12 protein-coding genes are annotated in these 13,583 nt (G+C 61.1%); 1 reads left to right on the top strand and 11 read right to left on the bottom strand.

The annotated features are described in order from the left end of the window. Positions 1–53 precede the first annotated feature (53 nt). The 11 genes from BLU52_RS06200 to flhA form a co-directional block, all read right to left on the bottom strand. The gene (locus BLU52_RS06200; protein WP_090282378.1) at positions 54–842 is read right to left on the bottom strand and encodes a ParA family protein; all 789 of its coding nucleotides are present in this window, start codon (positions 840–842) and stop codon (positions 54–56) included. A 43-nt stretch (positions 843–885) separates the two neighbouring features. Then, on the bottom strand, positions 886–1,776 hold the full coding sequence (gene motD / locus BLU52_RS06195; protein ID WP_042607549.1) for a flagellar motor protein MotD: 891 nt from the start codon (positions 1,774–1,776) through the stop codon (positions 886–888). Positions 1,777–1,791: 15 nt separating this feature from the next. Further along, the gene (locus BLU52_RS06190) at positions 1,792–2,532 is read right to left on the bottom strand and encodes a flagellar motor protein (protein WP_090282377.1); all 741 of its coding nucleotides are present in this window, start codon (positions 2,530–2,532) and stop codon (positions 1,792–1,794) included. Beyond that, entirely contained in the window at positions 2,532–3,665 is a 1,134-nt protein-coding gene (locus tag BLU52_RS06185; RefSeq protein WP_090282376.1) for a protein-glutamate methylesterase/protein-glutamine glutaminase, read from the bottom strand. The genes BLU52_RS06190 and BLU52_RS06185 overlap by 1 nt, the downstream gene beginning before the upstream one ends. A gap of 49 nt (positions 3,666–3,714) precedes the next feature. Then, positions 3,715–5,988, bottom strand: a complete 2,274-nt coding sequence (locus BLU52_RS06180; RefSeq protein ID WP_090282375.1) for a chemotaxis protein CheA — start codon at positions 5,986–5,988, stop codon at positions 3,715–3,717. A gap of 54 nt (positions 5,989–6,042) precedes the next feature. Further along, the gene (locus tag BLU52_RS06175; RefSeq protein WP_042607546.1) at positions 6,043–6,831 is read right to left on the bottom strand and encodes a protein phosphatase CheZ; all 789 of its coding nucleotides are present in this window, start codon (positions 6,829–6,831) and stop codon (positions 6,043–6,045) included. A 17-nt stretch (positions 6,832–6,848) separates the two neighbouring features. Beyond that, positions 6,849–7,220, bottom strand: coding sequence for a chemotaxis response regulator CheY (locus tag BLU52_RS06170; RefSeq protein WP_161986607.1), 372 nt, complete (start codon positions 7,218–7,220; stop codon positions 6,849–6,851). Between the two features lie 167 nt (positions 7,221–7,387). Further along, positions 7,388–8,128, bottom strand: a complete 741-nt coding sequence (gene fliA, locus BLU52_RS06165) for an RNA polymerase sigma factor FliA (RefSeq protein ID WP_090282374.1) — start codon at positions 8,126–8,128, stop codon at positions 7,388–7,390. Next, positions 8,125–8,955, bottom strand: coding sequence for a flagellar synthesis regulator FleN (fleN, locus tag BLU52_RS06160; RefSeq protein ID WP_016771060.1), 831 nt, complete (start codon positions 8,953–8,955; stop codon positions 8,125–8,127). The genes fliA and fleN overlap by 4 nt, the downstream gene beginning before the upstream one ends. Positions 8,956–9,071: 116 nt before the next feature. Beyond that, on the bottom strand, positions 9,072–10,412 hold the full coding sequence (flhF, locus tag BLU52_RS06155) for a flagellar biosynthesis protein FlhF (protein ID WP_090282373.1): 1,341 nt from the start codon (positions 10,410–10,412) through the stop codon (positions 9,072–9,074). Between the two features lie 11 nt (positions 10,413–10,423). Further along, on the bottom strand, positions 10,424–12,553 hold the full coding sequence (gene flhA / locus BLU52_RS06150; RefSeq protein WP_090282372.1) for a flagellar biosynthesis protein FlhA: 2,130 nt from the start codon (positions 12,551–12,553) through the stop codon (positions 10,424–10,426). 629 nt (positions 12,554–13,182) lie between these two features. Here flhA and BLU52_RS06145 point away from each other — a divergent pair. Continuing rightward, the gene (locus BLU52_RS06145; protein WP_090282371.1) at positions 13,183–13,542 is read left to right on the top strand and encodes a DUF6124 family protein; all 360 of its coding nucleotides are present in this window, start codon (positions 13,183–13,185) and stop codon (positions 13,540–13,542) included. The last annotated feature ends 41 nt before the right edge of the window (positions 13,543–13,583 follow it).

The raw sequence follows: 13,583 nt of genomic DNA, 5'->3' as shown, positions 1-13,583 counted from the left end.
TTCGCGAGCAGGCTCGCTCCCACAGGGTTCGGGCAAGCAAATGGAGATCATGTTCAGGCCACCTGCGGAACAAGTTGCTGCGCGAGCAGGTGCTTGAGCAGCGCGCGGTAAGCCAGCACGCCACGGCTCTTGCCGTCAAATTGCGAAGGCGTGACACCGGCGCGGCTGGCGTCGCGCAGACGCGTGTCGACCGGGATGTAACCCTGCCAGATCTCCTCGGGGAATTTGTCACGCAGCACACGCAAGGTGTGCATCGAGGCTTGCGTGCGACGGTCGAACAAGGTCGGCACGATGCTGAATGGCAGCGCCTGTTTGCGCGAGCGGTTGATCATCGCCAAGGTGTTGACCATACGCTCCAGGCCTTTGACGGCGAGGTGCTCAGTCTGCACCGGGATCACCAGTTGCTGGCTCGCCGCGAGGGCATTGACCATCAGCACGCCGAGCAACGGCGGGCTGTCGATGATGGCGTAATCGAAGTCCTGCCACAGCTGCGCCAGACTCTTGGCGATCACCAGGCCCAGACCACTTTGCCCCGGCGACTGGCGCTCGAGGGTGGCCAGTGCTGTGCTCGACGGCAACAGCGAAATGCGTTCGTCGCTGGTCGACAACAGCAACTGCCCCGGCAGGCCTTGCGGCACGCTGCCCTTGTGCAGAAACAGGTCGTAGTTGCTGTGTTCCAGACTGTCGGGATCGTAGCCGAAATAGCTGGTCATCGAGCCGTGCGGGTCAAGATCGACCACAACCACGCGCTTGCCCGCCTCGGCCAGCAACCCGGCTAAAGCGATGGAGGATGTGGTTTTACCGACACCACCCTTTTGATTGGCGACTGCCCAGACTCTCATTCAGTTCGTTCCTCCCGGCCAATTGGCTCGGCCGAGACATGCTTCAGCGTGTTAATGCGGGCGACGGAGAATTGACGGCACTCTCGCGTCCCGGCGTCTTGACCGGGGTCGGTGCAGTTTGTGTGCCAGCCCGCTTGAGTGCGGCATCCGGTTGCGCATTCGCGGTTCCGGTGCCAGTCAGGCTGCGGCGCACATCAAGATTGCGCGACACCACCAGCACCACGCGACGGTTCTTCGCCCGGCCTTCGACGGTGGCATTGTTGGCCACTGGCTGGAACTCGCCATACCCCACCGAAGCGAGCCGGCCAGGGTTTACGCCCTGCATCGCCAGCATGCGCACGATGCTCGCCGAACGCGCCGAGGACAGTTCCCAGTTGGTCGGGTACTGTGCGGTGCGGATCGGTTGATCGTCAGTGAAGCCTTCGACGTGAATCGGGTTATCGAACGGTTTCAGGATCGCCGCGACCTTGTCGATGATATTGAACGCGATGTCGCTCGGCATCGCATCACCGCTGCCGAACAACAGGCTGGAGTTGAGTTCGATCTCGACCCACAGTTCGTTGCCGCGCACGGTCATCTGATTGGAGCTGATCAAGTCACCGAACGCGGCGCTGATGTCATCGGCGATGCTCTTCAGCGGATCGCTGGCGCCAGCGATGCCGGCGTCGACCTGCTCGGCATCCTTGACCAGCGGTTTGGCCGGGGTCACGGTTTTCGGCCGCTCGTCGCCGATCGGGATCGGTTTGAGCGAGCGATCGGAGTCGGTAAACACCCCGATCAGCGCTTCGGAAATGACTTTGTACTTGCCTTCGTTGATCGACGAGATCGAGTACATCACCACGAAAAACGCGAACAGCAATGTGATGAAGTCGGCGTACGACACGAGCCAGCGCTCGTGGTTAACGTGTTCTTCCTGGTGCCTGCGACGAGCCATGGTCCATTTCCCCCATCAATCCATGAAGCCCTGAAGCTTCAACTCGATAGAGCGCGGGTTTTCACCTTCGGCGATCGACAGGATTCCTTCCAGCAACATTTCGCGATAACGCGACTGCCGCAACGCGATTGACTTCAGCTTGGCGGCCACCGGCAACAGGATCAGGTTGGCACTGGCCACGCCATAGATCGTCGCGACGAATGCCACGGCAATGCCGTTGCCCAGCTGCGACGGATCGGCCAGGTTGCCCATGACATGAATCAGGCCCATCACCGCACCGATGATGCCGATGGTCGGCGCGTAGCCGCCCATGCTTTCAAAGACCTTGGCCGCTTCGATATCGCGCGATTCCTGGGTGTAGAAATCCACTTCCAGAATGCTGCGAATGGCTTCCGGCTCGGCACCGTCGACCAGCAATTGCAGGCCTTTGCGCGAGTAGGCATCGGGTTCGGCATCGGCGACGCCTTCAAGCCCGAGCAAGCCTTCCTTGCGGGCGGTGAGGCTCCAGTTGACCACGCGGTCGATGCCGCCGGCCAGGTCGACCCGCGGCGGGAAGAAGATCCACGCCAGAATCTGCATGGCGCGTTTGAACGCGCTCATGGGCGATTGCAGCAGCGCCGCGCCGACGGTGCCGCCGAGTACGATCAGCGCCGCCGGGCCGTTGGCCAGTGCACCGAGGTGGCCACCTTCAAGGTAGTTGCCGCCGATGATGGCGACGAACGCCATGATCAGACCGATGAGGCTGAGAACATCCATCAGAGACACGCCTCGACGATGTGTTTACCCATGTCGTCGAGGCTGTACACCGCGTCGGCCAGATCGGCTTTGACGATGGCCATCGGCATGCCGTAAATCACGCAGCTGGCCTCGTCCTGCGCCCACACCGCGCTGCCGCCCTGCTTGAGCAGACGCGCCCCTTCGCGGCCGTCGGCGCCCATGCCGGTCAGTACCACCGCCAACACTTTGTCGCCGTAGGATTTCGCCGCCGAGCCGAAAGTGATGTCGACGCACGGCTTGTAGTTCAGACGCTCGTCGCCCGGGAGGATTTTCACCGCGCCACGGCCGTCGATCATCATTTGCTTGCCACCCGGTGCCAGCAACGCCAGGCCCGGACGCAGGATGTCGCCGTCCTCGGCTTCCTTGACGCTGATGCGGCAGAGCTTGTCGAGGCGTTCGGCAAAAGCCTTGGTGAACGCCGCCGGCATGTGCTGGATCAGCACGATCGGCGCGGGGAAGTTTGCCGGCAATTGCGTGAGCACGCGTTGCAGGGCTACCGGGCCGCCGGTCGATGTACCGATGGCAAGCAGTTTGTAGGCTTTGCGTTTCGGTGCTGCTGATGAAGCGCTTGCAGCGGATGCACGAGCAGGCGCAGGTGCCGGACGCGCCGGAACAGCGCTGCTGTGGCTGCTGTAGCTCGACGCAGTCGAAGGCGCAGGCGTCGGTGCTGGCGCAGCGGCAGGTGCCGGAGCGCTGTAGGCACTGAAACGACGGTTGCTGCGCGAAATGCTGTGAACCTTCTCGCACAGCAGTTGCTTGACCTTCTCGGGATTGCGCGAGATGTCTTCGAAATTCTTCGGCAGGAAATCCACCGCGCCGGCGTCCAGCGCATCGAGGGTCACCCGCGCGCCTTCGTGCGTCAGCGAGGAGAACATCAACACCGGGGTCGGGCAGCGCTGCATGATGTGCCGCACCGCCGTGATGCCGTCCATCATCGGCATCTCGTAGTCCATGGTGATCACGTCCGGCTTGAGCGCCAGCGCCTGATCGATCGCCTCTTTACCGTTGGTTGCGGTGCCGACCACCTGGATGCTCGGGTCCGCTGAAAGAATTTCCGAGACGCGGCGGCGGAAAAACCCCGAATCGTCCACCACCAGGACTTTGACTGCCATAAACACTCCATTAGGTGCAGCGGGACGTCAGCGCCCCGCCGCCCCGGATTCAAATACGCCGTGCGGCGTAACGCTTGAGCATGCTTGGAACATCGAGAATCAGTGCAATGCGGCCGTCACCGGTGATGGTGGCGCCGGACATGCCCGGAGTGCCCTGCAGCATTTTGCCCAATGGCTTGATGACCACTTCTTCCTGACCGACCAGTTGATCGACGACGAAGCCGATCCGCTGGGTGCCCACCGAAAGGATCACCACGTGGCCTTCACGCTGCTCTTCGTGAGCGGCGGAGCTGACCAGCCAGCGCTTGAGGTAGAACAGTGGCAGCGCCTTGTCGCGCACGATTACCACTTCCTGACCGTCGACGACATTGGTGGTCGACAGGTCGAGGTGGAAGATTTCGTTGACGTTGACCAGCGGGAACGCGAACGCCTGGTTGCCGAGCATGACCATCAGCGTCGGCATGATCGCCAGGGTCAGCGGCACCTTGATGACAATCTTCGAGCCCTGGCCCTTGGTCGAGTAGATGTTGATCGAACCGTTGAGCTGGGAAATTTTGGTCTTCACCACGTCCATGCCGACACCGCGGCCGGACACGTCGGAAATCTCGGTCTTGGTCGAAAAACCCGGGGCGAAAATCAGGTTGTAGCACTCGGTATCGCTCAGGCGATCGGCCGCGTCCTTGTCCATCACACCGCGTTTTACCGCGATCGCACGCAGCACGTTCGGGTCCATGCCTTTGCCGTCATCGGAAATCGACAGCAGGATATGGTCGCCTTCCTGCTCGGCCGCCAGCACCACGCGACCGCCACGGGCCTTGCCCGAGGCTTCGCGTTCTTCCGGCGACTCGATGCCGTGATCGACGGCGTTGCGCACCAAGTGGACCAGCGGGTCGGCCAGGGCCTCGACAAGGTTTTTGTCGAGGTCGGTTTCTTCACCCACCAGTTCCAGGTTGATCTCTTTCTTGAGCTGACGCGCGAGGTCGCGGACCAGACGCGGGAAGCGCCCGAAGACCTTCTTGATCGGCTGCATCCGCGTCTTCATCACGGCGGTCTGCAGGTCAGCGGTGACCACGTCGAGGTTCGACACGGCCTTGGACATGGCTTCGTCGCCGCTGTTGAGCCCCAGGCGCACCAGACGGTTACGCACCAGCACCAGCTCGCCGACCATGTTCATGATTTCGTCGAGACGCGCAGTGTCGACGCGCACGGTGGTCTCGGCTTCGCTGGCCGGTTTTTCAGGCGGTGGCGAGGCAGGCGCACGGGCCGGAGCCGGTGCAGCAGCAGCGGCCGGTTTTGGCGCTTCGGCTTTGGGTTCAGGCTTCGGCGCAGCTTTTGGCGCAGCAGCGGCAGCAGCCGGAGCCTTGGCGGCCGGCGTGGCCATGCTTGATGCGGAGCCAGCCGTCGCGGCGCTGGCGTCAAACTTGCCTTTGCCGTGCAATTCGTCGAGCAGCGATTCGAATTCGTGGTCGCTGATCAGGTCGCTGCCGGCTGCGGCGGCGGCCGGTGCAGCAGGTGCAGCCGGGGCCGAAGCGATCGCCGATTCCAGCGCATCGACGGCGAAGTTGCCCTTGCCGTGCAGCTGATCAAGCAGAGCTTCGAATTCGTCGTCGGTGATATCGGAGCTGTCGCCTTTGGCCGGTGCGGCAGGAGCCGCGGCGGTCGGTGCGACGGCGTCAGCCGCAAACTGACCTTTGCCGTGCAACTGATCGAGCAACGACTCGAACTCGGCGTCGGTGATTTCATCGCTGGCCGGCACATCGGTGGCCGACGCAGGGGCCGCAGCGGCCGGGGCTTCGGCTTCGGCCTTGACGGCGTTCAGCGAGTCCAGCAACTGCTCGAATTCGTTATCGGTGACGTCGCCGGATGCGTCGCCTTCGACGACCAGTTCCTCGATCATCTCGGCCACTGGCGAAGCCGGGGCTTCGTCAGCGCTTTGCGGCTCGGCCAGACGCGCCAGCGCGGCCAGCAGTTCTGGCGTGGCGGCGGTGATCGGTGCACGCTCGCGGACTTCGCTGAACATGCTGTTCACCGCGTCCAGTGCCTCGAGCACAACGTCCATCAGTTCTGCATCAACGCGACGCTCACCCTTACGCAGGATGTCGAACACGTTTTCGGCGATGTGACAGCACTCCACCAGCTCATTGAGCTGAAGGAAGCCGGCGCCCCCTTTTACAGTGTGGAAACCGCGAAAAATTGCGTTGAGCAGGTCTGCGTCATCCGGGCGGCTTTCCAGCTCGACCAGTTGTTCGGACAGTTGCTCAAGAATCTCGCCGGCCTCAACCAGGAAATCCTGAAGGATCTCTTCATCGGCGCCGAAGCTCATTAATGGGGTGCTCCTACAGGTCTAAAAACCCAAAAAACCCGAAATTCCGAAACTCTAGAATCCAAGGCTGGATAACAAATCGTCCACATCGTCCTGACCGGACACAACGTCTTCTCGTTTATCGGCATGAATCTGCGGACCTTCACCCTGCGAGAGATGTTTTTGTGGATCTTTTTCGGCAAGCATCGCGGCACGGTCATGTTCGATGCCCGCAAAGCGGTCGACCTGACTGGCCATGAGTACGAGTTTGAGCAGATTGCTTTCGACTTCGGTGACCAGTTGGGTCACGCGCTTGATTACCTGGCCGGTGAGGTCCTGGTAATCCTGGGCCAGCAGGATGTCGTTGAGATTGCTCGACACCGCACGGTTGTCCGTGCTGCTGCGTGACAGAAAACCGTCGACCCGGCGCGCCAGCTCGCGGAACTCTTCAGCCCCGACCTCGCGACGCATGAAGCGACCCCAATCGGCGCTCAACGTCTGGGCTTCATCGGCCAGACTGTTGACCACCGGCGTGGCGCTTTCCACCAGATCCATGGTGCGGTTGGCCGCGGCTTCCGTCAGCTTGACTACATAGCCCAGGCGTTCGGTGGCGTCGGTGATTTGCGACACTTCCTCGGCCTGCGGCATGTGCGGATCGATCTGGAAATTGACGATCGCACTGTGCAGTTCACGCGTGAGCTTGCCCACTTCCTGATACAGGCCACGGTCACGGGTCTGATTGAGCTCATGGATCAGTTGCACCGCGTCGCCGAACCTGCCTTTTTCAAGGCTCTCGACCAGTTCGACCGCGTGTTTTTTCAGGGTCGATTCAAAATCGCCCTGTGAAGATTCGTTATGCTCCATAGCTCCCCCGCGCGTTCTCAGCCGATGCGTTCGAAAATCTTCTCGATTTTGTCTTTCAACGCCTGAGCCGTGAAAGGTTTGACCACGTAGCCGTTCACACCGGCCTGAGCGGCTTCGATGATCTGCTCACGCTTGGCTTCAGCGGTCACCATCAACACTGGCAGGTGCTTGAGTTTTTCATCGGCGCGCACATGGCGCAGCAGGTCGATACCGGTCATGCCCGGCATGTTCCAGTCCGTTACCAGAAAGTCGATGCTGCCGCTGTTGAGGACCGGAATGGCGGTTACGCCATCGTCGGCCTCGACGGTGTTGGTGAACCCAAGATCGCGCAGCAGGTTCTTGATGATCCGCCGCATCGTTGAGAAGTCATCAACGATGAGGATTTTCATGTCTTTGTTCAATTCGACCTCCAAGCAGTCTTAAACGCGCCCAGCACCTGGACGCGCCACTTCAATCAATTGGCGCAGCACTTAAAGTTTGTCTGGAGCACAACGGATCGAGACCGGCGCCGCTCATCACCGCACCAGCCTCGTTTCGCAGTGTCCCCACACTGCCTTCAGCGCGCTCGCCACTCCCCCAAACGCCCCCGCAAACGGGCCGCGCACTGGCTGTGTAACTGGCTGACCCGCGATTCACTGACGCCAAGGACTTCACCGATTTCCTTGAGGTTCAGCTCTTCGTCGTAGTACAGCGCCAACACCAGTCGCTCACGCTCCGGCAAATTGGCAATCGCGTCCGCCAGCGCCGTCTGGAAGCGTTCATCTTCCAGATCGCGTGACGGCTCCATATGAGCACTGGCGCCATCTTCGTGCAGCCCTTCGTGTTCGCCGTCCTGCAAGAGGTCGTCGAAACTGAACAGGCGGCTGCCCAACGTGTCATTCAGAATCCCGTAATAATCGTCGAGACTCAATTGGAGTTCGGCCGCAACCTCGTGATCTTTAGCGTCACGGCCGGTTTTAGCTTCAATCGAGCGAATTGCGTCGCTGACCATCCGGGTATTGCGGTGGACCGAGCGTGGCGCCCAGTCCCCTTTGCGCACTTCATCGAGCATCGCGCCGCGGATTCGAATGCCCGCGTACGTTTCGAAACTGGCGCCCTTGCTGGCGTCGTATTTGGTCGACACTTCGAGCAGGCCGATCATACCGGCCTGGATCAGGTCTTCGACCTGCACACTGGCCGGCAAACGTGCCAGCAGGTGATAGGCAATGCGCTTGACCAGTGGCGCGTAACGCTCGATCAACTCGTACTGCGCGTCACGCGCCGACTTCTTGTAAAGATTCATGCCACTGGCGGTCATATCACAGGCCCTGCGGTTTGCTGCACGAGACGCTCGACGAAAAACTCCAGATGGCCGCGCGGGTTGGCCGGCAACGGCCACGTGTCGACCTTCTGCGCGATGGCCTTGAAGGCCAGGGCGCACTTGGAGCGTGGAAAGGCTTCGTAGACGGCGCGTTGTTTCTGCACGGCCTTGCGCACGCTTTCGTCATACGGGACGGCGCCTACGTATTGTAGGGCGACGTCAAGGAAACGGTCCGTGACCTTGGTCAACTTGGCGAACAGGTTGCGCCCTTCCTGCGGGCTCTGCGCCATGTTGGCGAGGACGCGGAAGCGGTTCATGCCGTAGTCGCGGTTGAGCAGTTTGATCAGTGCGTAGGCGTCTGTGATGGAGGTCGGCTCGTCACACACCACCAGCAACACTTCCTGCGCCGCGCGGACGAAACTGACCACCGAGTCACCAATGCCCGCAGCGGTGTCGATCACCAGCACGTCGAGATTGTCGCCGATGTCGCTGAACGCCTGAATCAGGCCGGCGTGCTGCGCCGGGCTCAGGTGCACCATGCTCTGGGTGCCGGACGCCGCCGGCACGATGCGAATCCCGCCCGGGCCCTGCAACAGCACGTCGCGCAGTTCACAGCGGCCTTCGATCACGTCGGCCAGCGTGCGTTTGGGGGTCAGCCCCAGCAGAACGTCGACGTTCGCCAGACCGAGGTCGGCGTCCAGCAGCATGACCCGACGGCCAAGCTCTGCCAGCGCCAGCGACAAGTTCACTGACACGTTAGTCTTGCCGACGCCACCTTTGCCGCCGGTCACCGCGATCACCTGTACGGGATGCATGCTGCCCATGTTATTTCTTTACCTTGTCTTGCATAGACGGAGGCCACATTACTGGCTGCGCGTTCCGGATCGGAACAATGCGTGGCAGACCATCGATGTAGGTACAAAAACTGTTCATGATTACCTCAGCCAACCTGCTTGGTCGGGCTGTGATAGATATCAGCGAACATGTCAGCCATGGCTTCTTCGCTGGGTTCTTCCTGCATTTGCACGCTGACGGCGCGGCTGACCAGTTGATGACGGCGCGGCAGATGCAGATCATCCGGAATCCGTGGGCCATCGGTCAGGTACGCGACCGGCAATTCATGACTGATCGCCAGGCTCAACACTTCACCAAGACTGGCTGTTTCATCCAGTTTAGTCAGAATGCAGCCGGCCAGCCCGCAACGCTTGTAACTATGATAAGCGGCGGTTAGAACCTGTTTCTGGCTGGTGGTTGCCAGGACCAGATAATTTTTTGAGCGAATGCCACGCCCGGCCAGGCTTTCCAGTTGCATGCGCAGGGCCGGATCGCTGGCCTGCAGGCCGGCGGTATCGATCAGCACCACGCGCTTGCGCAGCAGCGGATCGAGCGCCTGTACCAGCGATTGGCCCGGATCGACGTGGGTCACCGGCACATTGAGAATGCGCCCCAGGGTCTTGAGTTGTTCCTGCGCACCGATGCGGAAGCTGTCCATGCTCACCAGCGCGACATTCTGCGCGCCGTACTTGAGCACATAACGCGCCGCCAGCTTGGCCAGCGTGGTGGTCTTGCCCATGCCCGCCGGGCCGACCATCGCAATCACACCGCCCTCTTCCAGCGGCTCGACTTCCGGTACGGCAATCATCCGCGCCAGATGCGCGAGCAACATGCGCCAGGCCTGACGCGGCTCTTCGATATCGGTGATCATCGACAGCAGATCGCGCGACAGCGGGCCCGACAGGCCGATGCGCTGCAGACGGCGATACAGATTGGCTTGCGCCGGGCGGCTGCCCTGCAACTGATTCCAGGCCAGCGTGCCGAGCTGGACTTCCATCAGCTCGCGCAGGCTGTTCAATTCAAAGCGCATCGAGTCCAGCGCACGCGGATCGACGCCCGCCGAGGCTTGCGCAGGCGCTGCGGCCGGACGCGCCGGTGCAGCGTAGGTCGGCTCGGTCAACGGTTCGGCAGCGGTCAGCGGCAGGCCGGCCGTCAACGGCAGCCCGGCAAACAATTGCTGATTGGTGTTGCCGTCGGCTTCGCCACGCAGGCTCAATTCGGCCTGTGCGGTGACGATGCGCGACTGGGTCTTGCGCAGCTCGTCCTCGAGTTCCATGTTCGGAACCCGTGGTGCCAGCGCCGACAATTTGTAATCCAGTGCTGCCGTCAACTCGACGCCGCCGGCAATGCGGCGGTTACCGATGATGGCGGCATCAGCGCCCAGCTCATCGCGAACCAGCTTCATGGCCTGACGCATATCGGCGGCGAAAAAACGCTTAACTTGCATAAACCACTACCTCAGCCGTTGGGCCCTACTGTCGCAACGATGGTCACTTGCTTGTTGTCCGGTATTTCCTGGTAGGCCAGCACATGCAGTCCGGGGACGGCGAGGCGGCCAAAGCGCGAGAGCATCGCGCGGATCGGGCCGGCGACCAACAGGATCACCGGCTGACCTTGCATTTCCTGACGCTGCGCCGCTTCGATCAACGAACGTTGCAGCTTCTCGGCCATGCTTGGCTCCAGCAGAACGCCCTCTTCCGAGCCTTGTCCTGCCTTCTGCAGACTATTGAGCAATATCTGTTCCAACCTTGGTTCCAATGTGATCACAGGCAGCTCGGACTCAGTGCCTACAATGCTTTGGACGATTGCACGGGATACGCCGACCCGCACGGCAGCCACCAGCGCGGCGGTATCTTGACTCTTGGCGGCGTTGTTGGCGATGGCTTCGGCGATGCTGCGGATATCGCGCACCGGCACGTGTTCGGCAAGCAACGCCTGCAGCACTTTGAGCAACTGCGACAGCGAAACCACACCCGGCACCAACTCTTCAGCCAGTTTCGGCGAGCTCTTGGCCAGCAATTGCATGAGTTGCTGGACTTCTTCGTGGCCGATCAGCTCACTGGAGTGCTTGTACAGAATCTGGTTCAAGTGCGTCGCAACCACGGTGCTGGCGTCGACCACGGTGTAGCCAAGCGATTGCGCCTGGGCGCGCTGGCTGATTTCGATCCACACCGCCTCCAGACCAAAAGCCGGATCTTTGGCGTTGATGCCATTGAGCGTACCGTAGACCTGGCCCGGGTTGATCGCCAGTTCGCGGTCCGGGTAGATCTCGGCTTCCGCTAGGATCACGCCCATCAGCGTGAGGCGATAGGCGCTCGGCGCCAGGTCGAGGTTGTCACGGATGTGCACCGTCGGCATCAGGAAGCCCAGATCCTGCGAGAGCTTCTTGCGCACGCCTTTGATCCGCGCCAGCAACTGCCCACCCTGATTGCGATCCACGAGGGGAATCAGGCGATAACCGACTTCCAGGCCGATCATGTCGATGGGCGTCACGTCGTCCCAGCCCAGTTCCTTGGTTTCCATGGCACGGGCCGGCGACGGCAGCAGTTCCTGCTGACGCTTGACCTCTTCCAACGCCACGACCTTGGCGACGTTCTGCTTTTTCCAGAACAGGTAGGCGCCACCCGCGGCCAGCGCGGCCATGCTCAGGAAGGAGAAGTGCGGCATGCCCGGCACCAGGCCCATCACCGCCATCAAACCTGCGGCCACGGCCAGCGCTTTCGGCGAGGCGAACATCTGCCGGTTGATCTGCTTGCCCATGTCTTCCGAGCCGGAAGCACGGGTCACCATGATCGCCGCCGCTGTCGATAACAACAGTGATGGCAATTGCGCCACCAAACCGTCACCAATGGTCAGCAAGGCGTACACCTTGCCAGCGTCAGCAAAACCCATGTTGTGCTGGAAGATACCAACGGCCATGCCGCCGATGAGGTTGATGAACAGAATCAGCAGACCGGCGATGGCGTCACCGCGGACGAACTTGCTGGCGCCGTCCATCGAACCGTAGAACTCGGCCTCCTGCGCGACTTCCTGACGGCGCGCCTTGGCCTGGGCCTGATCGATCAGGCCGGCGTTGAGGTCGGCGTCGATCGCCATTTGTTTGCCGGGCATCGCATCGAGGGTGAAGCGCGCGCTCACCTCGGAAATCCGCCCGGCACCCTTGGTCACCACGACGAAGTTGATGATCATCAGGATCGCGAACACCACGATACCGACCACGTAGTTACCGCCGATCACCACCTCACCGAAGGCCTGGATCACTTTACCGGCGGCGGCATGGCCGTCCTGACCGTGGAGCATCACCACCCGCGTCGACGCCACGTTCAGCGCCAGTCGCAACAGCGTCGCGACCAGCAGAATGGTCGGGAACACGGCAAAATCCAGCGGCCGCAGCGCATACACGCAGACCAGCAGGACCACGATCGACAGCGCAATGTTGAAGGTGAAGAACACGTCGAGCAGGAACGGCGGCACCGGCAACATCATCATCGCCAGCATCACCAGCAGCAACAACGGCACACCCAGATTGCCTCGACTGAGGTCGGCAACGTTTGTGCGAGCAGTGTTGAATAACTGAGAGCGATCCACCGGTTTTCCCCGTTCCTTTAAAGCAAACTTTTGACGCCCCGAGTGGGCGCAGGGCGGCTATTGCAAGAAGCCTTCCAACTTTGCCGGGGAATGAAATCGGGAGAGAAACATGACCCCTGTAGGAGTGAGCCTGCTCGCGATAGCGGTTTGTCTGGTTCGGATTCATCGACTAAAAAACCATCGCGAGCAGGCTCACTCCTACAGGGGACCGCATTCCAAATGCCAGATTGAAACGCCCTCCAAACTATGGGAGCGAGCCTGCTCGCGAAGAGGCCCTTATGTCCGGCACAAATTTTTCGATTTAAACGAAGCTGTTTAAAAGACACCTGCAGACACGGTCTCAAGGCTACAAATCCTTGCGCCATTGCCTACAGCCAAGCCAGAATCCGCCGGCTTGTGCGCTTTGGGGTCGGGTTCTATTGTGGTCCGGTCGCTGACGAATCAGCGATCGGGTCTCGCAGCCCGTCGATCTCTGGACGCACAACAACCGCTTTGCTTATGGCGGCTGTACGTGGGAGACCTTCGGGTCTGCCGGTTCTAGAGTCCCGGTCTGCGACCCGCGTATAGCTGCCACCCTCATTCGTCTCGCAGCGAACGTTGGCAGCTCCAATGACTCTAGGAGCTCCACCATGACCAAACCAACGCCAAACCCACCCGCAACCGACCCCACCTCCCCCTACGATTCCCTCGATTCCAACAAACTCCACGACGCCGCCGACCGCGCCCTCGATCACTACCTTTGCCCGCCCGGCTCGCTACCACCGCCGCGTAAAAAACGCACGATGTACGCCGTGACCGCGGATTTCAAAAACGAAGAACTGCTGGCCAACGCCTGCGAAACCCTCGCCTCGGCCAGAACCATCGCCAATGACTTCGCCAACCTCATCCCCGCCTCGCAGCGCAGAACGCTGCTGGGCATTGCGCAATTGATCATGCTTGGGGAATTGGCGATGAATCGTGTGCTGGATAATCTGGAGTTGCCGCAGTAGCGACACGCGATGATCGTTCCCACGCTCCTGCGTGGGAATGC

Source organism: Pseudomonas granadensis (assembly GCF_900105485.1).
GTDB classification, from domain to species: domain Bacteria; phylum Pseudomonadota; class Gammaproteobacteria; order Pseudomonadales; family Pseudomonadaceae; genus Aquipseudomonas; species Aquipseudomonas granadensis.
This window is presented reverse-complemented; position numbering and strand designations above follow the sequence as displayed.

Bases quoted from the DNA above. Each gene is read 5' to 3' on its own strand.
- BLU52_RS06200 (WP_090282378.1), bottom strand. From the start codon at position 842: ATGAGAGTCTGGGCAGTCGCCAATCAAAAGGGTGGTGTCGGTAAAACC.
- motD (WP_042607549.1), bottom strand. From the start codon at position 1,776: ATGGCTCGTCGCAGGCACCAGGAAGAACACGTTAACCACGAGCGCTGG.
- BLU52_RS06190 (WP_090282377.1), bottom strand. From the start codon at position 2,532: ATGGATGTTCTCAGCCTCATCGGTCTGATCATGGCGTTCGTCGCCATC.
- BLU52_RS06185 (WP_090282376.1), bottom strand. From the start codon at position 3,665: ATGGCAGTCAAAGTCCTGGTGGTGGACGATTCGGGGTTTTTCCGCCGC.
- BLU52_RS06180 (WP_090282375.1), bottom strand. From the start codon at position 5,988: ATGAGCTTCGGCGCCGATGAAGAGATCCTTCAGGATTTCCTGGTTGAG.
- BLU52_RS06175 (WP_042607546.1), bottom strand. From the start codon at position 6,831: ATGGAGCATAACGAATCTTCACAGGGCGATTTTGAATCGACCCTGAAA.
- BLU52_RS06170 (WP_161986607.1), bottom strand. From the start codon at position 7,220: ATGAAAATCCTCATCGTTGATGACTTCTCAACGATGCGGCGGATCATC.
- fliA (WP_090282374.1), bottom strand. From the start codon at position 8,128: ATGACCGCCAGTGGCATGAATCTTTACAAGAAGTCGGCGCGTGACGCG.
- fleN (WP_016771060.1), bottom strand. From the start codon at position 8,955: ATGGGCAGCATGCATCCCGTACAGGTGATCGCGGTGACCGGCGGCAAA.
- flhF (WP_090282373.1), bottom strand. From the start codon at position 10,412: ATGCAAGTTAAGCGTTTTTTCGCCGCCGATATGCGTCAGGCCATGAAG.
- BLU52_RS06145 (WP_090282371.1), top strand. From the start codon at position 13,183: ATGACCAAACCAACGCCAAACCCACCCGCAACCGACCCCACCTCCCCC.